Annotated in this window: 20 protein-coding genes; 19 read left to right on the top strand and 1 reads right to left on the bottom strand. The window is 41.4% G+C overall.

All coding sequences use genetic code 11. The features are described from left to right. Nucleotides 1–151: 151 nt before the first annotated feature. The 16 genes from accB (at nucleotide 152) to NSQ17_RS11305 (ending at nucleotide 17015) form a co-directional block, all read left to right on the top strand. The gene (accB, locus tag NSQ17_RS11380) at nucleotides 152–634 is read left to right on the top strand and encodes an acetyl-CoA carboxylase biotin carboxyl carrier protein (RefSeq protein ID WP_019743732.1); all 483 of its coding nucleotides are present in this window, start codon (nucleotides 152–154) and stop codon (nucleotides 632–634) included. 11 nt (nucleotides 635–645) lie between these two features. Then, entirely contained in the window at nucleotides 646–1995 is a 1350-nt protein-coding gene (accC, locus tag NSQ17_RS11375) for an acetyl-CoA carboxylase biotin carboxylase subunit (RefSeq protein ID WP_024718863.1), read from the top strand. Nucleotides 1996–2020: 25 nt separating this feature from the next. After that, nucleotides 2021–2428 (top strand): Asp23/Gls24 family envelope stress response protein, encoded by a 408-nt coding sequence (locus NSQ17_RS11370; protein WP_017357965.1) that lies wholly within the window; start codon nucleotides 2021–2023, stop codon nucleotides 2426–2428. Between the two features lie 209 nt (nucleotides 2429–2637). Then, on the top strand, nucleotides 2638–3033 hold the full coding sequence (gene nusB / locus NSQ17_RS11365) for a transcription antitermination factor NusB (protein ID WP_012010530.1): 396 nt from the start codon (nucleotides 2638–2640) through the stop codon (nucleotides 3031–3033). 11 nt (nucleotides 3034–3044) lie between these two features. Continuing rightward, the gene (gene folD, locus NSQ17_RS11360) at nucleotides 3045–3896 is read left to right on the top strand and encodes a bifunctional methylenetetrahydrofolate dehydrogenase/methenyltetrahydrofolate cyclohydrolase FolD (protein WP_007501171.1); all 852 of its coding nucleotides are present in this window, start codon (nucleotides 3045–3047) and stop codon (nucleotides 3894–3896) included. Nucleotides 3897–3966: 70 nt separating this feature from the next. After that, nucleotides 3967–5325, top strand: a complete 1359-nt coding sequence (gene xseA, locus NSQ17_RS11355; protein ID WP_024718864.1) for an exodeoxyribonuclease VII large subunit — start codon at nucleotides 3967–3969, stop codon at nucleotides 5323–5325. Further along, on the top strand, nucleotides 5309–5569 hold the full coding sequence (locus NSQ17_RS11350) for an exodeoxyribonuclease VII small subunit (protein WP_003215880.1): 261 nt from the start codon (nucleotides 5309–5311) through the stop codon (nucleotides 5567–5569). The genes xseA and NSQ17_RS11350 overlap by 17 nt, the downstream gene beginning before the upstream one ends. After that, entirely contained in the window at nucleotides 5559–6449 is an 891-nt protein-coding gene (locus NSQ17_RS11345; protein ID WP_144679364.1) for a polyprenyl synthetase family protein, read from the top strand. Before NSQ17_RS11350 ends, NSQ17_RS11345 begins: the two co-directional genes overlap by 11 nt. A 151-nt stretch (nucleotides 6450–6600) precedes the next feature. After that, entirely contained in the window at nucleotides 6601–8502 is a 1902-nt protein-coding gene (dxs, locus tag NSQ17_RS11340) for a 1-deoxy-D-xylulose-5-phosphate synthase (protein WP_342467438.1), read from the top strand. Further along, nucleotides 8499–9353 carry a TlyA family RNA methyltransferase gene (locus NSQ17_RS11335; RefSeq protein ID WP_007501164.1) on the top strand — a complete coding sequence of 285 codons (855 nt, stop codon included), beginning with the start codon at nucleotides 8499–8501 and terminating at the stop codon, nucleotides 9351–9353. Before dxs ends, NSQ17_RS11335 begins: the two co-directional genes overlap by 4 nt. Before the next feature lie 367 nt (nucleotides 9354–9720). Beyond that, complete coding sequence (gene argR, locus NSQ17_RS11330) at nucleotides 9721–10170, top strand: transcriptional regulator ArgR (RefSeq protein ID WP_007501163.1); 450 nt, start codon at nucleotides 9721–9723, stop codon at nucleotides 10168–10170. A 34-nt stretch (nucleotides 10171–10204) separates the two neighbouring features. Beyond that, on the top strand, nucleotides 10205–11938 hold the full coding sequence (recN, locus tag NSQ17_RS11325) for a DNA repair protein RecN (protein ID WP_008342224.1): 1734 nt from the start codon (nucleotides 10205–10207) through the stop codon (nucleotides 11936–11938). Between the two features lie 198 nt (nucleotides 11939–12136). Beyond that, nucleotides 12137–13414 carry a SpoIVB peptidase gene (gene spoIVB / locus NSQ17_RS11320; protein WP_007501161.1) on the top strand — a complete coding sequence of 426 codons (1278 nt, stop codon included), beginning with the start codon at nucleotides 12137–12139 and terminating at the stop codon, nucleotides 13412–13414. 283 nt (nucleotides 13415–13697) lie between these two features. Beyond that, nucleotides 13698–14501, top strand: coding sequence for a sporulation transcription factor Spo0A (spo0A, locus tag NSQ17_RS11315; protein ID WP_008342226.1), 804 nt, complete (start codon nucleotides 13698–13700; stop codon nucleotides 14499–14501). A gap of 449 nt (nucleotides 14502–14950) precedes the next feature. Further along, the gene (locus tag NSQ17_RS11310; protein ID WP_024718885.1) at nucleotides 14951–16051 is read left to right on the top strand and encodes a Rap family tetratricopeptide repeat protein; all 1101 of its coding nucleotides are present in this window, start codon (nucleotides 14951–14953) and stop codon (nucleotides 16049–16051) included. Nucleotides 16052–16277: 226 nt separating this feature from the next. Continuing rightward, a complete protein-coding gene (locus tag NSQ17_RS11305; protein ID WP_113767106.1) occupies nucleotides 16278–17015 on the top strand; it encodes a glycerophosphodiester phosphodiesterase in 738 nt (245 codons plus the stop codon). 33 nt (nucleotides 17016–17048) lie between these two features. Here the strand turns inward: NSQ17_RS11305 and NSQ17_RS11300 are convergent, their stop codons facing one another. Then, on the bottom strand, nucleotides 17049–17285 hold the full coding sequence (locus NSQ17_RS11300) for a DUF2627 domain-containing protein (RefSeq protein ID WP_017357960.1): 237 nt from the start codon (nucleotides 17283–17285) through the stop codon (nucleotides 17049–17051). Between the two features lie 149 nt (nucleotides 17286–17434). On the opposite strand from NSQ17_RS11300, the gene NSQ17_RS11295 reads away from it, so the two are divergent. From NSQ17_RS11295 to bcd, 3 genes are all read left to right on the top strand, one after another. Continuing rightward, on the top strand, nucleotides 17435–19507 hold the full coding sequence (locus tag NSQ17_RS11295) for a sigma-54-dependent Fis family transcriptional regulator (protein ID WP_041506974.1): 2073 nt from the start codon (nucleotides 17435–17437) through the stop codon (nucleotides 19505–19507). Nucleotides 19508–19632: 125 nt separating this feature from the next. Continuing rightward, a complete protein-coding gene (yqiS, locus tag NSQ17_RS11290; RefSeq protein WP_008342231.1) occupies nucleotides 19633–20526 on the top strand; it encodes a phosphate butyryltransferase in 894 nt (297 codons plus the stop codon). Between the two features lie 25 nt (nucleotides 20527–20551). Beyond that, nucleotides 20552–21646 carry a branched-chain amino acid dehydrogenase gene (bcd, locus tag NSQ17_RS11285; protein WP_007501155.1) on the top strand — a complete coding sequence of 365 codons (1095 nt, stop codon included), beginning with the start codon at nucleotides 20552–20554 and terminating at the stop codon, nucleotides 21644–21646. The last annotated feature ends 17 nt before the right edge of the window (nucleotides 21647–21663 follow it).

Raw genomic sequence — 21663 nt, 5'->3', positions numbered from 1 at the left:
CGGGTTGACGCCCTTTTTCAGGTGCTTGCGCGAGGTGTCTCATCACATTAATAGTTGAATTCAACGAAATCCTCCTGTAAGATGGTTATAGTATGTACTTTTAGTACTAGCCTATAAAAAAAGATAAATCCATACATAGGGGTGCAAATCCATGTTAAAAATTGAAGAGATTCATGAACTAATTAAATTAATTGACGAATCAACAATTGATGAATTTACGTACGAAAATGAAGGCGCAAAAATCAAGTTAAAGAAAAATAAAGAAGTCGTTCAGCAAGTTGCGGCACAAGCACCAGTGGCTCCTGTCCAAGCAGCTCCAGCTCAACAAGCTCCTAAAGCACAAGCTCCAGCTCAGACCGAAGCCCCTGCACAAGAGGCAACTGCGTCTGAAAACCTGCATAAAATCACATCCCCAATGGTTGGCACATTTTACGCTTCTTCTTCACCAGAAGCAGATCCATATGTGACAACAGGTTCTAAAGTGAAGGAAAACTCAGTTGTATGTATCGTTGAAGCGATGAAACTGTTTAATGAAATCGAAGCAGAAGTAAAAGGCGAAATCGTCGAAGTATTAGCTGAAAACGGTCAGCTTGTAGAATTCGGACAACCCCTCTTTCTAGTGAAAGCAGAGTAAGGAGTACGATCATGATTAAAAAGCTATTAATTGCAAACAGAGGAGAAATCGCAGTTAGAATCATCCGTGCTTGTAAAGAGCTTGGAATTGAAACAGTTGCGGTATTTTCTGAAGCGGATCGTGATGCGCTGCATGTTCAAATGGCTGATGAAGCATATTGCATCGGACCGACTGCTTCAAAAGATAGTTATTTAAATGTGACAAATATTGTCAGTGTGGCAAAACTAACAGGTACAGATGCCATCCATCCAGGATATGGTTTCCTTGCTGAAAATGCAGACTTTGCAGAGCTTTGCGAGGAATGTAATGTCATCTTTGTTGGACCAACTGCGTCAGCAATTTCCAAAATGGGAACGAAAGATGTGGCAAGAGAAACAATGAAGCAAGCTGGAGTTCCAATTGTCCCTGGTTCTCAAGGAATTGTAAAAGATCTTGATGATGCTGTTTCAACAGCAGCTAGTATTGGGTATCCTGTCATTATTAAAGCAACTGCAGGCGGCGGTGGTAAAGGTATCCGTGTGGCTCGCACAGAAGAAGAGCTCATTAACGGTGTCACCATCACGCAGCAGGAAGCAGCACAAAACTTCGGGAACCCAGGTGTCTATTTGGAGAAATTCATTGAAGACTTTAGACACGTTGAAATTCAAGTCCTTGCTGATCAGCATGGGAATACCATTCACTTAGGTGAACGTGATTGTTCTATCCAAAGAAGAATGCAAAAGCTTCTGGAAGAAACGCCATCACCTGCACTAAATGCAGATATTCGTGAGCAAATGGGTGAAGCTGCCGTAAAAGCAGCCGAAGCTGTTGAATACACAGGTGCCGGAACGGTTGAATTCATTTACGATTATAATGAAGAGAAGTTTTACTTCATGGAAATGAATACACGTATCCAAGTAGAGCATCCTGTAACGGAAATGGTCACTGGTGTTGATTTGATCAAAGAACAGATCAAAGTAGCTTCAGGTGAAAAGCTTTCCCTTACGCAAGAGGATGTCGTATACGAAGGCTGGGCGATTGAATGTCGTATTAACGCAGAGAACCCTGAGAAAAATTTCATGCCTTCTGCTGGTGAAATTAAAATGTACCTTCCGCCAGGCGGTTTAGGAGTACGTATTGATTCTGCCGCTTACCCTGGTTATGTGATTCCGCCATATTACGATAGTATGATTGCGAAAGTGATCACATATGGTAAAACGAGAGAAGAAGCAATTGCAAGAATGAAACGTGCGCTTCAAGAATTCGTCATTGAAGGAGTCTACACAACGATTCCATTCCACCTCAGATTACTAGAGCACGAAACATTTGTGAGCGGTAATTTTAATACGAAGTTTTTAGAAACGTATCAAATTATGAAATAATAACAGCTTTCGGAGGTGAATGATCGTGTCAGAAAACAATTTGCTTGAAATGAACCTTGATGAAGATCAATTGGGAAAAGTGCAAATTGCGCCAGAAGTGATTGAAGTCATTGCTGGGATCGCTGCATCAGAGGTCGAAGGAATTGCGGAAATGCGCGGCAACTTCGCTGCTGATGTGGCAGAACGCTTTGGGAAGAAAAATCACCGTAAAGGTGTGAAAGTAGATGTCTCTGATGAAGGCATCACAATTGATGTGTATTGTGTGGTTGAATTTGGCCTATCCATTCCAAAGGTATCCACTGCTGTTCAAGAAAATATCCGTCAAACCCTTTTAAACATGACGGCCTTAACGATTAATGAAATCAACATTCATGTCGTTGGCATTCAATTTGATACAAAAACAGCTGAAGCTGAAGTTGATCAAGAAATGTAAAAAGGGTTGAAGTGAAACCAAGGAGGCATTGCCTCTTTGGTTTTTTAAAGCCCATTTTTGGGAAAATTCCACATGATGATTACGTCACGCATGGAGTGATTCGTTTTTCGTCACAGCTCGCATGGATCTTGGTGCGACTGCGGTCAAAATATGTTATGATCTCTGTATGGCTTAACGACAAGCGGATAAAGTGGTTAAAGGAGTAAATAATGAAAAGAAGAACTGCAAGAGAAAAGGCGCTACAAACATTATTTCAAATTGATGTCAGCAATATTGATCCGAAAGAGGCCATTACACATGCGCTGGATGAACAAGAATCAGATCCTTTTTTCGAGGAACTGGTTTTCGGTGTGCTCGAACAAAAGGACAAGCTCGATGACATGATTTCACAGCATCTTGTGAATTGGAAACTTGATCGTATTGCGAACGTAGACAGAGCCATTTTAAGGCTGTCTGTGTACGAAATGGTATATCAAGAAGATATCCCGGTGAGTGTTTCAATGAATGAAGCCATTGAACTGGCTAAATTGTTCGGTGACGATAAGGCGCCGAAATTTGTAAATGGTGTACTTTCAAACATTAAAAACGACCTAAAGCAGCAATAGGAGGATTCGACATGACAGCAACAATCATCGATGGAAAAGAAACAGCAAAAGAAAAGCGTGAACAATTAGCAAAAGAAGTAGAAGAGCTAAAACAAAAAGGAGTCACACCTGGTCTTGCCGTTATTCTAATCGGTGATGATCCGGCTTCACTTTCTTACGTACGCGGGAAGAAAAAAGCAGCAGAAGCCATGGGCATGCATTTCCAGCTTGATCATTTAGATGCTTCTTTAACAGAAGAGGAATTGCTAAAGATGATTGATCAGTACAATGCGAATGATCAATTCCACGGAATTCTTGTTCAGCTTCCACTGCCAAAACACATTTCTGAAAAAGCCGTCATTGAACGAATTTCACCAGAGAAAGACGTAGATGGTTTTCATCCGCTGAATATCGGGAAAATGCTACTTGGGGAAGACACATTCCTCCCTTGCACACCAGCAGGTATTGTTGAATTATTGAACAAAACAGGTGTGGATCTCTCTGGCAAAGAAGTGGTCGTTGTAGGACGGAGCAATATCGTCGGCAAACCAGTTGGACAATTGCTATTAAACGAAAATGCAACCGTCACCTACTGTCATTCAAGAACGGCGAACATTTCAGAACATACGTTAAAAGCGGACATTTTAGTTGTTGCCGTCGGTCGAGCAAACTTTATTAAAGCTGACCAAATTAAAGAAGGCGCTATTGTCATTGATGTAGGAGTCAATCGTCTAGAAACAGGGAAACTTGTAGGGGACGTTGACTTTGAAGCAGCAAAAGAAAAAGCTTCTTACATCACACCAGTCCCTGGCGGAGTGGGCCCAATGACAATTACGATGCTTGCACACAATACGGTTAAATCAGCAAAACGTACATTATCATAAGCTTGATCCATTCATCCACCTGCGTGCTGCCGGTGGATGAATGTGCGTTTTTGAAGAGGAGGAATACGTCATGAGTGAAAAAGCCTTTGTGACGGTCACAGCCCTTACAAAATACATAAAAAGAAAATTTGATGTTGACCCTCATTTAGAAGATATTTGGATCAAAGGTGAGTTATCAAATGTGAAGATTCATTCAAGAGGTCATGTTTATTTCACCTTAAAGGACGAAAATGCACGTATGCAAGCTGTTATGTTCCAGCGCTCCGCGTCCAAGCTACCTTTTTCACCAAAGAGCGGAATGAAAGTGTTCGTACGTGGCGGAATTCAAGTCTACGAACCGAGCGGAAGCTATCAATTATATGCAAAAGAAATGCAGCCTGATGGTGTTGGTGCTCTTCATCTTGCCTATGAAGAGCTGAAGAAGAAACTAGCAAGTGAAGGTTTATTTGATGAGCGCTATAAAAAAACAATTCCTGAATATCCAGAGGTTGTTGGTGTCATTACATCCCCAACAGGAGCAGCTGTTCGAGATGTCATTACCACGATCAATCGGCGCTATCAGCAGGCCAAGATCATTGTGCTTCCGGCATTAGTCCAAGGAGAAAATGCTCCGCGTTCGATTGTGGAACGGATTAAAGAAGCCAATGAAAAACAGCTTTGTGATGTCTTGATTGTCGGGAGAGGCGGAGGATCGATTGAAGAACTTTGGGCCTTTAATGAAGAAGCAGTCGCAAGAGCGATCTTCGCATCAGACATTCCAATCATTTCTGCAGTTGGGCACGAAACAGACTTTACCATTAGTGATTTCACTGCAGACATGAGAGCACCCACACCAACAGGAGCAGCAGAACTAGCTGTTCCAAGCACCGCTGATTTAATTGAACGAATCAAATCAATCGACATTCGGTTAACAAGAGCAGTAAAAAATCGAACGTCACAAGCAAAAGACCGTCTTGTGGCACTTCAATCCTCTTATGCTTTCCGATTTCCAAAACGATTACAAGAGCAAAAAGAGCAGCAATTCGATATGGTATTTGATCGTTTTCAAAAACAGCTGACAAGACAAATGGAACAAAAACGCAGTCAACTTGACCGCCAAACATATAGACTGAAGCCGCTTCATCCAAAAGAGCAGCTGCTTCAGGCGAAAAAACGTCACGCCAATGAAACAGAACAGCTCGTTCGGAGCATGAATGTGCAAATGAAAACAATTCATTCGCAGTTCCAATCGGTTCTTGGTAAACTAAATGCATTAAATCCGCTTCAAGTCATGGAAAGAGGCTATAGTTTAGCTTATAAAGAAGATGAGCTCATTAAAAGTGTGAATCAAGTAGAAACGAAGGATCAACTGACGATTACAATGAAGGATGGACGTCTGATTTGTGAGGTTATTGAGAAGGAGGGCAATCATCATGACAGAATCAAATAAACAAAAAGAAGAACAAATGACATTTGAAGAGGCCATGAAAGGACTTGAAGAGATTGTGGGAAAGCTCGAAGAAGGCGATGTACCGCTAGAACAAGCTATTCACTATTTCCAAGAGGGTATGACACTCTCAAAACTTTGCCATGAAAAATTACAGCATGTTGAAAAGCAAATGGATTTCATTTTAAAAGAGGACGGTGAACTGGCTCCTTTTTCTGTGAAGGAGGCAGATGCTGGTGACAAGTAACTTAAACGAATTTTTAACAACACGAAAACAAGCAATTGAAGACTATTTATTTACATATGTGCAGGAATTGTCTATTCCAGAAGACCTGAAATCTTCTATGCTTTATTCTCTGAAAGCTGGCGGAAAAAGACTGCGTCCTGTGCTTGTTCTTGCTCTTTTAAATGCGTATGGAAAAAGGGAAGAAGACGGTATACCAGTAGGCTGTGCAGTGGAAATGATTCATACGTATTCCTTGATACATGATGATCTTCCTTGTATGGATGATGATGATCTGCGCCGAGGAAAGCCGACCAACCATAAAGTATACGGCGAGGCAACAGCCGTTCTTGCAGGTGATGCGCTGCTCACTGAAAGCTTCCGTCTGATTACATCGCAATTATCTGACGATGTACCTGCTGATCAAAAGCTTCGAATCATCGATGAACTTGTTACATCAGCAGGTGCACTCGGAATGGTTGGCGGGCAATTTGATGATATGGAAGCAGAACAGAAACAAATCCCTCTTTCTGAATTAGAATCGATTCATGCCCGCAAAACAGGAAAGCTACTCACCTTTAGTGTGGTTGCAGGTGCGATACTGGCAGGTGCATCTGATGATGAGATCGAAAAGCTGAGAGAATTCAGCTATCATATTGGCATTGCTTTTCAAATCCGTGATGATATTTTAGATCTTGAAGGCAGCGAAGAGAAAATAGGAAAGCGGATCGGCTCCGATACAGCAAATGAAAAGTCGACATATCCTTCTTTATTAACGCTTTCAGGAGCAAAAGAAAAGCTGGATGAACATATCACTCGTGCGAAAGAAATTGTCTCAAATCTTGAGTTGGAGCAAAACTTGCTGCATGATTTATGCGATCTGATTGCCTCACGAGATCACTAAAAACAGCCTAGATTTGAGGGTCCTCGAGCAATTGTGGTAAACTGTAAACAGTTTATCATGATGAGACAACTCTTATTCCTGAATTGGTTTTCATAGGAATAAGGCATTATATATGTAGATAGAAATTTTGTTGAAAGCGAGTTGATCCTGATTGGATCTTTTATCAATAAAAAATCCAACGTTTCTAAAAGGAATGTCAAATGCAGAATTAGAGGAGCTGAGTGCGGACATTCGCACGTTTTTAATTGAGTCGTTAGCGAACTCTGGTGGGCACATTGGTCCAAACCTTGGTGTCGTTGAACTTACTGTTGCACTTCACAAAGTATTTGACAGCCCGAAAGACAAATTTCTTTGGGATGTTGGACATCAGTCTTACGTTCACAAGCTGTTAACTGGAAGAGGCGCCGAGTTTGATACGCTTCGTCAATATAAAGGGCTCTGCGGTTTCCCTAAACGAAATGAAAGTGAACATGATGTTTGGGAGACTGGACACAGTTCAACCTCATTATCTGGTGCAATGGGAATGGCGGCAGCGCGTGACATTAAAGGAACAGATGAATACATTCTCCCGATTATCGGCGATGGTGCACTAACCGGCGGTATGGCGTTAGAAGCACTGAACCATATCGGGGATGAAAAAAAAGACATGATTGTGATCTTAAACGACAATGAAATGAGTATTGCGCCAAACGTTGGTGCGATCCATACAATGCTTGGCAGACTACGTACAGCTGGTAAATACCAATGGGTAAAGGACGAGCTTGAATATTTATTCAAGCGTATCCCAGCAGTAGGCGGGAAGCTTGCTGCAACAGCAGAACGTATCAAGGACAGTCTGAAATATTTGCTTGTCTCTGGTATGTTCTTTGAGGAAATGGGCTTTACTTACTTAGGACCAGTAGACGGACATTCCTATGAAGATTTGTTTGAGAATCTTGAGTACGCAAAGAAAACAAAAGGCCCGGTTCTCCTTCATGTCATCACGAAAAAAGGAAAAGGCTATAAGCCGGCCGAATCTGATAAGATCGGCACATGGCACGGAACAGGCCCATACAAAATCGACACAGGTGACTTTGTAAAACCGACAGCAGCTGCACCGTCGTGGAGTGGTCTCGTCAGTGAAACCGTCAGAAAGCTGGCACGGGAAGATGAGCGGATTGTCGCGATTACACCTGCAATGCCCGTTGGCTCAAAGCTTGAAGGATTTGCAAAAGAATTCCCTGAGCGAATGTTTGATGTTGGAATTGCAGAGCAGCACGCTGCAACAATGGCAGCTGGACTTGCTACACAGGACATGAAGCCATTTTTAGCGATTTATTCAACGTTCCTTCAAAGAGCCTATGACCAAGTGTTGCATGATATTTGCCGTCAAAATCTCAATGTGTTCATTGGAATTGACCGTGCAGGTCTTGTCGGTGCAGATGGAGAAACACATCAAGGTGTGTTTGACATTGCTTTCATGCGTCATATGCCGAATATGGTTCTCATGATGCCAAAGGATGAAAATGAAGGACAGCATATGGTCAACACAGCCATTCAATATGATGATGGTCCAATCGCCATGCGCTTCCCGCGTGGAAATGGACTAGGCGTCAAAATGGATGAACAGCTGAAAACCATCCCAATTGGTTCTTGGGAAGTTCTTCGTCCCGGGAAAGATGCTGTCATTTTAACATTCGGTACAACCATTAAAATGGCGCTGCAGGCAGAAGAAGAACTGCAAAAAGAAGGGAAATCAATCCGTGTTGTCAATGCACGTTTCATTAAGCCTCTTGATGAAGGCATGTTAAATGAGATACTGTCTGAAGGTTTGCCAATTTTAACAATAGAAGAAGCGGTGCTTCAGGGTGGATTTGGCAGCAGCGTTTTAGAATATATACACGATAAGAAAGCATCTCATATCAAAGTAGAACGTATGGGCATTCCAGATGAATTTATTGAGCATGGAAGTGTCGATGCGCTACTTGAGGAAATTGGACTGACGAAAACACAGGTTGCTGAAACATTGCGTGACCTGCTTCCCGCAGCACCAAGAAAAGGAATTGGATCATGACATCAAAGAAAGAACGACTTGACGTTTTATTAGTCGAACAAGGACTAATGGAAACGAGAGAGAAAGCAAAACGCGCCATTATGGCAGGGATCGTTTACTCAAATGAAAACCGTTTGGATAAGCCAGGAGAAAAAATCGCTCGTGATACCCCGCTGACTGTGAAGGGGAATCCGCTGAAATATGTCAGCCGAGGTGGGCTAAAGCTCGAAAAGGCACTTCAGGAATTTGATTTAACCGTTGAAGGAAAGCTTTTAATTGATATCGGCTCATCAACAGGGGGATTTACAGATTGCGCACTCCAAAATGGAGCAGTCAAATCCTATGCTGTGGATGTTGGTTACAATCAGCTTGCGTGGAAATTACGACAGGATGATCGGGTGATCGTCATGGAACGCACCAACTTCCGCCATTCTGTTCCGGCAGATTTCACCGAAGGATTACCAGAGGTTGCATCTATTGATGTATCATTTATCTCGCTCAAACTCATTCTTCCCGCACTAAAGCATATTCTTATCCCAGGCGGCGACTGTATTGCGCTAGTGAAGCCGCAGTTTGAAGCGGGCAGAGAGCTTGTTGGAAAAAAAGGCATTGTGCGAGAACCTTCTGTACATCTTGGTGTGCTAGAAGAAATGAATCAATTTGCTGCAAAAGAAGGCTATGATGTAAAGGATGTTTCGTTTTCACCGATTACAGGCGGAGATGGAAATATCGAATTTCTCCTCCACTTGGTCCTGCATCCCGATCAAGAAGAGAATACGGCACTTCCAGTATCTGAACTTGAAAAAGTCGTCAAAGAAGCCCATGCCGTATTGAAAGAAAAGAAAAACAGTCCTGAGCCGGCTGACACATGAATTATTGAAACAAAAGGAATAATAGCTCGCTATTATTCCTTTTAGATTGTTGACAAAGGGCTAAAATGAACTTGATTTTAGCCCTTTGTCTTCTTTTCAGCGTGATAGAAAACCTTTGCAGCCCTAGGAAGGACGAGTACTGGCGCGGAGCGAATTTGGGATTCGTGAGCACCAGAGCGCAGGACTGACAAAGAATGCGAGGGTTTGTCTACATGCTGAACGGAATAATCGCTCGCTATTATTCCTTTTTACATGGTCAAAAGATCAGAATTGACCGTTTCTCACGTAATGCTTGTTTTTTGAAGTGTGCATCATATAACATAGAACGTAAAGACAAACTGAGATTCTAACGCCTAGGGGGGTCAAAATGAACAAAGGTCAAAGACATATTAAGATTAGAGAAATTATCGCAAGCCAAGAAATCGAAACACAAGACGAATTAGTCGATATTTTGAAAGCGGATGGATATAACATCACACAGGCGACCGTATCAAGAGATATCAAAGAACTGCATTTAGTCAAAGTGCCAACAAATAACGGAACATATAAATACAGCCTTCCTGCAGATCAGCGGTTTAACCCGCTATCGAAATTAAAGCGTTCCTTAATGGACGCATTTATTAAAATGGATGCTGCCAGTCATTTAATCGTTTTAAAAACAATGCCTGGGAACGCTCAAGCCATCGGTGCTTTAATGGATAATTTAGATTGGGAAGAAATTATGGGAACCATTTGTGGGGATGATACCATCTTAATCATTTGCCGCACGCCAGATGATACGGATACCGTTTCGTCCAAAATTTTAGAGCTTCTATAAAGAGATCAGGTTTACAAAAAGAGGTGTCAAATGAGTGTTAGCAGAACTAACCATTAAAAACTTTGCAATCATTGAGGAGTTAACGGTTTCGTTTGAAAAAGGACTCACAGTTCTAACAGGGGAAACAGGTGCCGGAAAATCAATCATGATTGACGCTGTCTCACTTCTCGTAGGGGGAAGAGGATCATCCGAATTTGTCCGTTATGGCGAAAAAAAAGCAGAGCTGGAAGGTCTTTTTCTTGTACCAGCAGATCATCCTGTATTTGCCCTTTGTGAGGAGCAAGGCATTGATGCATCTGATGAAATGATGATTCTTCGCCGTGATATCAATCAAAGCGGGAAAAGCATTTGCCGCATTAATGGTAAGCTTGTCACCATCTCGCTTTTAAGAGAAGTTGGCCGGCTTTTGCTTGATATACATGGACAGCACGATAATCAGCTGTTAATGGAGGATGAAAATCATTTGCATTTGCTTGATCAATTTGGAGCAGAAGAAATTGCACCTGCTCTCTCGCAGTATCAAGAAGCGTATGATCAATATATGAAGACGGCGCAAAAACTCAAACAGCTGTCTGAAAATGAACAAGAAATGGTTCACCGGTTAGACTTATTGCAATTTCAGCTGGAAGAGATTGAAGCGGCACAATTAGAGCCTGGGGAAGATGAGAAACTTCAAGAGGAACGTCATCAAATCAGCAATTTTGAAAAAATCTTTTCCTCGCTTCAAAACGCGTATAATGCTCTGCGTAATGAGCAGGGAGGACTTGATTGGGTTGGGATGGCTTCAAGCGAGCTTGAGCAAGTTTCTGAGATCAATGACGATCTGAAAAAGCTCTCTGAGCAAGTGTCAAACTCCTATTATTTATTAGAAGATTCTACTTTTCAAATGCGCAGCATGCTTGATCAATTAGAATTTGACCCAGCCCGTCTTGATTTTATAGAGTCTAGGCTAAATGAGATGAAGCAGCTGAAGCGAAAGTACGGCACAACCGTTGAGGAAATTTTAGAATATGCGGCTAAGATTGAAGAGGAGATAGACCAAATCCAAAATCGAGACAGCCATTTGCAGACACTTAAAAACAAACTTGATGCGATAAGCCGGGATGCATTGCTTGAAGCGCTCAACGTGTCAGAGCTCCGTAAAAAATGGGCGAAAAAACTGGCGAAGCACATTCAAGCTGAATTGAAGGATTTATATATGGAGAAGTCTTCTTTTGATACCGCTTTTACGATTCGATATGCACCTTTTGGCAGTACGGACTGCCCGCTTTTAGATGGAAAACCCGTACAGCTCGGGAAAAATGGCATAGATCAAGCGCAATTTGTCATTTCTACAAATCCGGGTGAACCGATGAAATCTTTGTCAAAAGTAGCATCTGGAGGAGAAATTTCACGTGTCATGCTGGCAGTGAAAAGTATTTTCTCAGCGAAACAAGAAGTGACGTCCATTATATTTGATGAAGTGGATACGGGTGTTAGCGGCAGAGTCGCACAAGCCATTGCTGAAAAAATTTATAAAGTAGCAGCAGGCTCACAAGTACTCTGTATTACCCATCTGCCGCAAGTTGCAGCAATGGCTGATACACATCTTTTTATTTCAAAACGCGCTAAAGCTGGTAGAACAATGACGAACGTCAAACCACTCAGTGATGATGAAAAAGTGAGTGAAATTGGCCGAATGATTGCTGGTGTAGAAGTCACTGAGCTCACAAAACAGCATGCAAAAGAATTACTGCACCAAGCAAATGATGTCAAAACGACAGGGTAGCTGAAACAACAGCTGCCTTTTTTATATTGTCTCATATTCGCCGTATATACGCATGAAATCGTCTTTTTCTTTTATCAATTTATCCAATCATTTTCTAAAGGTGTCGGTTATAAATCCTCGCTAAGAAGGCAAAAGTAAAGATGTAGCCAAAACATTAATGTTCTGGTGTGGGTAAGGAGCGAGGAGAGTGAAAAATGAATGCCCGAAAAGATGAGAAAAGCCATTGGTGTGATTCTCCTTGTTTCTTTAATAAGTACAGGGTTTATGAGCATAGTGAAGGAATATATCAGCATTCCAACAACTGTCGCAGTATTTGAACACGAGAAGCATTCGATTGATACGTCCATTGAAGCGTCAGCCAATGCTTCTTCACCAGCCTTTAGTCTTTCAGAGAAAAAGAATCAACTTGAAGTAACGGGACAAAAGGCGGGAAAAGCCGAAATTGTTTATGATTTTAAAGGATTTCCTATTAAGAAAACAAAAGTCGATGTTCTTCCCGAATTAAAAGTCATTCCTGGAGGACAATCCATTGGCGTCAAACTCCATTCTGTCGGAGTTCTCGTTGTCGGTTTTCATCAAATCACAACAGCAGACGGCAAAAAATCACCAGGTGAAGCTGCAGGCATTCAATCAGGGGATATGATCATTGAGATCAATGGTCAGAAAATGGAGAAGATGAATGACCTCACCCCATTTATTCAGAAAGCCGGAAAAACGGGGGAAACCCTTCATTTACTCATAAAAAGAGACCATAAAACCTTTCAAACGACATTAACACCCGCGAAAGATGCAAGTGAAGGTACTTATCGAATCGGTCTTTATATTCGTGATTCCGCAGCAGGAATCGGGACGATGACCTTCTTTGAACCATCTTCTAAAAAATATGGCGCCCTTGGGCATGTGATTTCTGACATGGATACAAAAAAACCAATCGTGGTCGACAATGGTGAAATTGTCAGATCAACTGTCACATCCATTGAAAAAGGGACAGGAGGCAACCCTGGAGAAAAATTGGCCAGGTTTTCTTCCGAAAGAAAAACGATAGGTGATATTTCACGTAACAGTCCATTCGGTATATTTGGTACGTTAACCGAAAAACTTGAAAATCATGTAGCAGACAAACCACTTCCCGTCGCATTATCAAATGAAGTAAAAGAAGGTCCAGCCGAAATATTAACGGTTGTGGACCATGATAAAGTAGAGAAATTTGATATTAAAATCGTCAGCACAACACCGCAAAAATTCCCGGCAACAAAAGGAATGGTGCTTAAAGTAACAGATGAACGCTTATTAAGCAAAACGGGCGGGATCGTTCAAGGAATGAGCGGAAGTCCGATCATCCAAAATGGCAAAGTCATTGGAGCGGTCACTCACGTGTTCGTCAATGACCCGACAAGCGGATACGGTGTACACATTGAATGGATGCTGTCAGAAGCAGGAATTGATCTTTATCAAAAAAACAAAAAAGCAAGCTGATGAAAAACTGCCGCGAATCTTCCGGCAGTTTTTTTCTACCCTTTCTTTCTCTTCCATCATGTTATAAAATAAGGAAAAAGAGATTTTTCGACAAAATGGAAAACAGTGTGTTGTCAAATTGCAATAATCGTCGATTCATTAAGAAAAACGTAGAAAAAGCTAGATAATGCTCTATTATTCGGAAAATTAAACTTTTTTAAAGGGGATAGCATGGTTTTGTCGAATTGAACACTCAGAAGAGAAATGCAAAAGACTAAGGAATCGACATTGGGGAGGAAAGAACGTGGAGAAAATTAAAGTGTGTGTAGCTGATGACAATCGAGAACTTGTTGGCCTTTTGACAGAGTATATTGAGGGACAGGAAGATATGGAAGTACTTGGCGTGGCGTATAATGGTCAGGAATGTCTGACATTATTTAAAGATAAAGAGCCCGACGTTCTCCTCTTAGATATTATCATGCCTCATTTAGACGGTCTTGCTGTACTGGAACGCCTCCGTGAAAACAATGAAATGACGAAACAGCCAAGTGTCATTATGCTGACGGCTTTCGGACAAGAAGACGTAACGAAAAAAGCAGTCGATTTGGGCGCATCCTATTTCATTTTGAAACCATTCGATATGGAAAACCTCGTAGGTCATATTCGTCAAGTCAGTGGAAACGGCACACAAGTCAGCCATCGATCTTCATCTATCCAAAACAGTGTCCTTCGCAGCAAACCTGAACCGAAACGTAAGAACTTAGATGCGAGCATTACGACGATTATTCATGAGATTGGCGTGCCAGCTCATATTAAAGGCTATTTATACTTAAGAGAAGCCATTTCGATGGTGTACAATGATATTGAACTACTCGGCAGTATTACAAAAGTATTGTACCCAGACATTGCAAAGAAATTTAACACGACAGCCAGCAGGGTAGAACGAGCGATTCGTCATGCCATTGAAGTGGCTTGGAGCAGAGGGAATATTGACTCCATTTCGTCACTCTTTGGTTACACAGTCAGCATGTCAAAAGCCAAACCGACCAATTCCGAATTTATTGCCATGGTGGCTGATCGTCTGCGTTTAGAGCATAGAGCAAGCTAAGTCACCTTCCATAAAAAAACGTTTCTTCAATGAGGCGTTTTTTTATTTTCGTAAAATATTGCTAAAAAATGGTTATGTTGATAAAATCATCTTTAATGTTTAAATTGGACAAACGGGTCGCTTTATTTTCAGAATAAAATGAAAAATAAAGCATGAAAGAAATGAATAGGACATAAAATAGTGGTAATCAGCTACGCTAATCAATTGGCTTATAGAAGAAGAAAACGCTCATTCGTAAGAAAAAGGATGAGAGGAAAAGGTCTTATGTAATTAGTAAATAAAGTAAATGAGATCGAAAGTTCTATTTCTATTGACCTGATTGGTTGGCGTTTTAAAGTCACTGGCTTCTTAGAGATTGTGCCATTTGAACTGAATATTCCCATTGTCGAATTTAATAATTTTCACATTCTTTTACTATGCTATAATAATGAAAAGAAGAGGGTGAGGTTATGGGAAAGCTGAAAATCCACTCTGCTGAGGTTGCGAACGAAATTAGCAAGTGGACGAGGGTCATTTCTCAGAATGACCTAGAAAAATCTGCTGTCTATAAAGAGAAAATTCAGAATTTGCTAAAAAATACAGATGAGGATCGAGAAGTTCTTCTTTATTATCAGCTAGTCGACGGCAGACATGAAATGTTACTTGGAAATATTGAAAAGGCCAATCAGATTATGAAAAGTGTCGGAACGCTGGATGAAAAAGCAGATGACATTATTAATTTTTATTTTTACTTTTATAAAGGCCAATATGCTGCCTATGTCAAAAAATATGATGAGGCGATTAGTTTTTATAAGATTGCTGAGCAGCGTCTAAAACGTGTGAATGAAGATCTTGAAGTAGGAACTTTTCATCATAAAGTCGCTTCCATTTATTACGAACTGAAGCAAAATTTCATTTCCATTAATCATATTAAAAAAGCCATTGATACGTTTAAAGCGCATGAGGAATATACCGCACAGGCGATTGACAGCTTAATCTTACATGCGAGCAACTGTATAGATTTACTACAATTTGATGAAGCTGAGGAAAAGTACCAAGAGGCACTTGAGAAAAGTAAGCGCATTAACAATGAAGTGCTGATTGGGAAGTGCTATCACAATTTAGCGGTTCTTTATTACGCAAAACCTGATTATGAAAAAAGCGCGCAATACGCCAAAAAAGGGATGGGCATTCAAATTCATCGCGACAATAGCCATTATTTCATCCAATCTTTATATGTTCTCGCAAATGCCTTAGTTCATTTAGGAGATCATGAGGCGAAAGAATATATTAAAGAGGGGATTCAATATAGCTGTGATATCCAAAATAATGAATATATAGTAAAATTTGAAATTTTGGATTTGATGTGCGAAAATAGTGGAGCAGCAGACGTATTCTCTGAAAAATTAGACTACATAGAAAAAAATAGATTATATGTGGAGCTTGAGGATTTGTCTGAACAAATATCGAAATACTTCAAGGAACGAAATGATTATCAAAATGCCATTCGTTTTCTTGAAAAGAAATTCGATGCACAAATACTTCAAAAGAAAGTGGAGGTTATCTTATGAAAAAGTTGTTGTTAGGTGTAACAATCGTTACAGCAGTCGCAGTTGTTTCTTCCCTTTTTGCTCTTGACGCAGAGACGACAGAGCAAGCCATCAGAGCGATTACGTGATCGAATTTACCTGTCAACCTCTTCTCTCTTATTAGAAGAGGTTTTTTTATGTGCTCAAACTGGCAAAACGAAAAAAGACACGTCATAATATAGGTAATCATCATATTTAGAGGTGGCATATGACGAAAATTTTTGCACATAGAGGGTTTAAAGGAAACTATCCAGAGAACACCATGATTGCCTTCGAGCATGCACTCCATTCTGGAGCGGATGGAATTGAGCTTGATGTTCAGCTCACCAAAGACGGCAGACTAGCTGTCATTCACGATGAAAAGCTGAACCGAACGACCAATATGAAAGGGTTAGTGAAAGACTATACATATGAAGAGTTAAAAAGAGGAGATGCCAGTCATTCTTTCTATGAAGAAACGGGTGCGGTCACCATTCCTCTTTTAGAAGAAGTATTAGAGCTAGTGACGCAGAGATCATCCTTTATGATCAACATCGAATTAAAAAATTCTATTTATCGATATCCAGGGATTGAAGAAAAAGTAAAAGAGCAAATTGAGCACTTTCAAATAGAAGATCGAGTACTTGTCTCATCATTTCATCACGGCAGTTTAGCTCTTTTTCACAAGCTGATGCCGCACATTGAACTGGCGGTCCTCACAATGGATGTGATTCATCAGCCGGACATGTATTTAAAAACAATCCCGGCTAAGGGCTACCATCCGAATATAAAGGGCGCTGGGGTGACAAAAGAAGTAGTAGCCGCTCTCCATGCGGACCAACAAGTGATTAGACCGTTTACTGTAAACAGTGAGAAGCAAATAAAAAATATGTTGAGATTGGGTGTTGATGGAATCTTTACTGATTTTCCTGATCGAGCCGTCAAAATAAGAGAAGAAATGAAATAAAGACCCGCTATCAACAGCGGGTCTTTTTCATGATTACCTTTGCTTAAAACGAGTTGTTACTTTATTTCGTTTACGGTCCCTATATAAAATAAATCCTGCAACAACGTAAAGACCTCCCCCTAAAAATAACAACCCTGCAATTCCTTGCAGCCATAAATATGGAAATGGTGCAATGATGATGCCGAAAACAGTGTCACGCAGCAGCTTAATGCCAAGTGCTGCAAAGGCTCCAGGTATTAAAATAATCACTAATGCCAGTATTCTCCCCATCAAATGTCCCCTTAAACGTCATTTACTTCCATTGTCTAATTCAAAAAATATTTTGTCAAGAAAGGAAAACGTGGTAATATAGGTGTTGTGCAATTTTTTGCAACGGAAAAATATGGTGTGCAAAATTTTTCATATAAAGGGGTAACGGGATGCAGAGAGTCTTGATTGTCGGTGCAGGACAAGGTGGATCAGCACTGCTTGAAACATTGCTGAAAACAAATACGGTTCAAATCATTGCGATCGCCGACCTTGATCTCGAGGCACCGGGGATGGATGAAGCGAAAAAGAATGGAATTGAGACGACGACGGATTGGAAAGAATACATAAAAGATGACATTGATATCATCATTGAAACCACAGGCAGTTCTGCTGTACTGAAGGAACTAATTGAACAAAAACCAGAGCATGCTGTGATTGTGCCAAGCTCGATGGCATACGTCATTTCAGAATTAATGGCAGAGAAACAACAGCTTATTCAAATATTGAAGGAACAAACCTATAAACATGACCGCATTTTTAATGCAACGAATGATGGCATGATTTTTATTAATATGGATGAAGAAGTGGTCCTGTTTAATCGATCGGCTGCCAAAATGGTGGGGTGTTCGCAAAAGGATGCGATTGGCCGTCACATTCGAGAAGTGATTCCGAACACGAAACTTCCCGATATATTAAGGTCAAGGGAGCCGGAATTTAACCAAAAGCAATTTTTGAATCAGCAAATTCAAATTGTGACCACCCGTCTGCCGATTATTGATGACGCAGGGAGAATGTTAGGTGCTTTATCCATCTTTAAAGACATAACAGATGCGGTGGAGCTAGCGGAGGAAGTAACGAACCTCAAAGAAGTGAGAACGATGCTTGAGGCTATTATTCAATCATCAGATGAAGCCATATCGGTTGTCGATGAGCAGGGAAAAGGTATTTTGATCAACCGTGCTTATACGAAAATGACCGGTTTAACGGATAAAGAGGTCGTGGGGAAACCAGCAGGAGCTGATATTTCCGAAGGGGAAAGCATGCACTTAAAGGTGCTTGAAACAAGAAGACCTGTTCGAGGCGTCAGAATGAAGGTCGGTCCAAACAAAAAAGATGTCATCGTCAATGTAGCACCTGTTATTGTTGACGGCATTCTAAAAGGCAGTGTCGGGGTCATTCACGATGTATCCGAAATTCAATCATTGACGAATGAATTAAATAAAGCAAGACAGCTCATCCGAACACTTGAAGCAAAGTACACATTTGAAGACATTATTGGAGAAAGTGAACAAATGCTTGTCGCACTTGAGCAGGCAAAGCTGGGTGCAAAAACGCCGGCAACCATTTTACTCCGTGGAGAATCAGGTACTGGGAAAGAGCTGTTTGCGCATGCCATTCACAATGAAAGTGATCGCAAGTACAACCGCTTTGTCCGTGTCAACTGTGCTGCCTTATCAGAAACTCTTTTAGAGTCAGAACTGTTTGGCTACGAGGAAGGAGCGTTTTCTGGTGCAAGGCGTGGCGGGAAAAAAGGGCTGTTTGAAGAAGCCAATCACGGCAGTATCTTTTTAGATGAAATCGGTGAAATGACGCCAAGTACACAAGCGAAATTGCTGCGTGTCATGCAGGAAAAAGAAATTGTTCGGGTAGGCGGAACGAAAGCGATACCGGTCGATGTGCGTGTGATCACAGCGACAAATGTCAATATTGAAAAGGCGATGGCAGAAGGGAAGTTCAGAGAGGATTTATATTATCGAATGAACAGATACCCGATATCGATCCCGCCGCTCAGACAGCGCCTCGAAGATATTGAATCATTAAGTAAACGCCTCATCCAGAAGATCAATTTAGACTATGGGCGAAACGTCAGCGGCTTAACAGATCGTGCACTTAATAGACTTCGATCATACAGCTGGCCAGGCAACGTGAGAGAGCTTGAAAATGTGCTTGGACGAGCGATGATCTTTTTGAATCCGCAAGAAGAATGGATCGATGAAGCGCATATCGCCTTCATGGAGTCAGACGAGCATGAGGAAAAAGAGCAGCAGGAACTGGCTGTTAGTCAATTTGAGGGGGAGACGCTCTCAGATGCTGTAGAAGCATTTGAAGCGCAGCTGATCAAACAAACCCTTGAAAAACATCAATTCAATCGCACAAAAACAGCGAAAACGTTAGGGATCAGCATTCGGAATCTTTACTATAAAATGGATAAGTATCAGCTTGCAAAAGATAGCATGCAGTAACATGCACGTAACCTGCAAGAAATTGCATAATTTCTTTGCAAAAAGGCTTATTTTTCACACATTTCAAGCTGGCACGGAACTTGCATATAAAAAGAGGAACCGAGCACAAGGAAAGGTGGGCAAGTATGAAGCTTGACGATCTGATTATCAAAGCCTCGCAGCTGCAGAATAAAACAGCGGCTGTGGCTCATGCAGAAGACGAAGAAGTGCTTCATGCCATCAAAATGGCAATCGAACGAAAAGTCGCTCGCTTCCTGCTGGTTGGAAACAAACGCAACCTAAAGGAGCTAGTCAAACAGCATGAGATTAATGAAGACTGGATAGATATTATTCATTCAGATTCACCCGAAGAATCTGCCAAAATTGCCGTTCAGGCAGTAAGTGAAAATCATGCAGATATTCTCATGAAGGGTCATGTCCCGACAGCCGTACTGTTAAAAGCTGTACTAAATAAAGAATATGGACTTCGGACAGCGAGTGTCCTTTCACATGTTGCAGCCTTCGAAGTACCTGGCTTTGACCGTTTTATCTATGTGACGGACTCTGCGATGAACATTGCGCCTGATTTAAATATGCTGAAAGAAATTACGGTGAATTCCGTTCAAGTCGCACAAGCTGTCGGAAATGATATGCCCAAAGTGGCGGTATTATCAGCGGTAGAAGTCGTAAACCCAGCGATGGATTCGACGCTCACAGCTGCAAGCCTTGCGCAAATGAATCGAAGAGGTCAAATTTCTGGCTGTCTGATTGATGGGCCGCTTGCTTTAGATAATGCCATTTCTCAAACGGCAGCTTCTCATAAAAATATTACGAGTGATGTGGCTGGTCATGCAGATATTTTGCTTGTGCCAACCATTGAAGCAGGCAACATTCTTTATAAATCTCTCATCTACTTTGCTCATGCAAAAGTGGGAGCTGTGGTGGCAGGAGCGAAAGCACCGATTGCTTTAACAAGTCGGTCTGATTCAGCTGAAAGCAAGCTCTATTCAATTGCACTTGCCATCTGTACATCTAATTAAGCGAAAGTATTAGGAGGAATAGAAAATGGAACTTTTTAAATATATGGAACGATACGATTATGAACAGCTTGTATTTTGTCAGGATGAACAGTCTGGTTTAAAAGCCATCATTGCCATTCATGATACAACACTTGGGCCGGCACTCGGCGGAACAAGAATGTGGACATATGAAAATGAAGAAGCAGCTATCGAAGATGCCTTGCGTCTTGCGAGAGGTATGACTTATAAAAATGCGGCGGCAGGGCTTAACCTTGGCGGCGGTAAAACGGTCATCATCGGTGATCCGAGAAAAGACAAGAATGAAGAAATGTTCCGTGCTTTTGGCCGTTACATTCAAGGATTAAATGGCCGTTATATCACCGCTGAAGATGTCGGTACAACGGTAGAAGATATGGATCTTATCCATGAAGAAACAGACTTTGTCACAGGCATCTCTCCTGCATTTGGTTCTTCAGGAAATCCATCTCCAGTGACTGCTTACGGTGTATATAAAGGGATGAAAGCAGCTGCAAAAGCAGCATTCGGTACAGATTCATTAGAAGGAAAAACAATTGCCGTTCAAGGTGTTGGAAACGTGGCTTACAACCTATGTAAACACCTGCATGAAGAAGGCGCACAGCTCATCGTCACTGATATCAACAAAGACTCAGTTCAGCGAGCTGTAGAAGACTTCGGTGCAAAAGCGGTAGACCCTGATGATATTTATGATCAAGAATGTGATATTTACGCACCATGTGCACTCGGTGCAACCATTAACGATGTGACGATTCCTAAATTAAAGGCAAAAGTCATCGCAGGTGCAGCGAATAACCAGCTGAGAGAAACACATCATGGAGATCTTATTCATGAAATGGGCATTGTGTATGCACCGGATTATGTGATCAATGCAGGCGGTGTGATTAACGTTGCAGATGAGCTTTATGGCTATAATGCAGATCGTGCAATGAAAAAAGTAGAAGGCATTTACCAAAACATTGAGCGAGTGATTGAAATCTCTAACCGTGATGCCATTCCAACTTATAAAGCGGCAGACCGATTGGCTGAAGAGCGAATTGAAAGAATGCGCAAATCAAGAAGCCAATTCCTGCAAAATGGTCAACATATTTTAAGTCGTCGCTAAATGGATGAATGAGTTGA

It is taken from the genome of Bacillus sp. FSL W8-0629, from assembly GCF_038593225.1.
GTDB lineage: Bacteria > Bacillota > Bacilli > Bacillales > Bacillaceae > Bacillus > Bacillus altitudinis.
The sequence above is the reverse complement of the archived record's forward strand: the minus strand, read 5'-3'. Positions and strand labels throughout refer to the sequence as shown.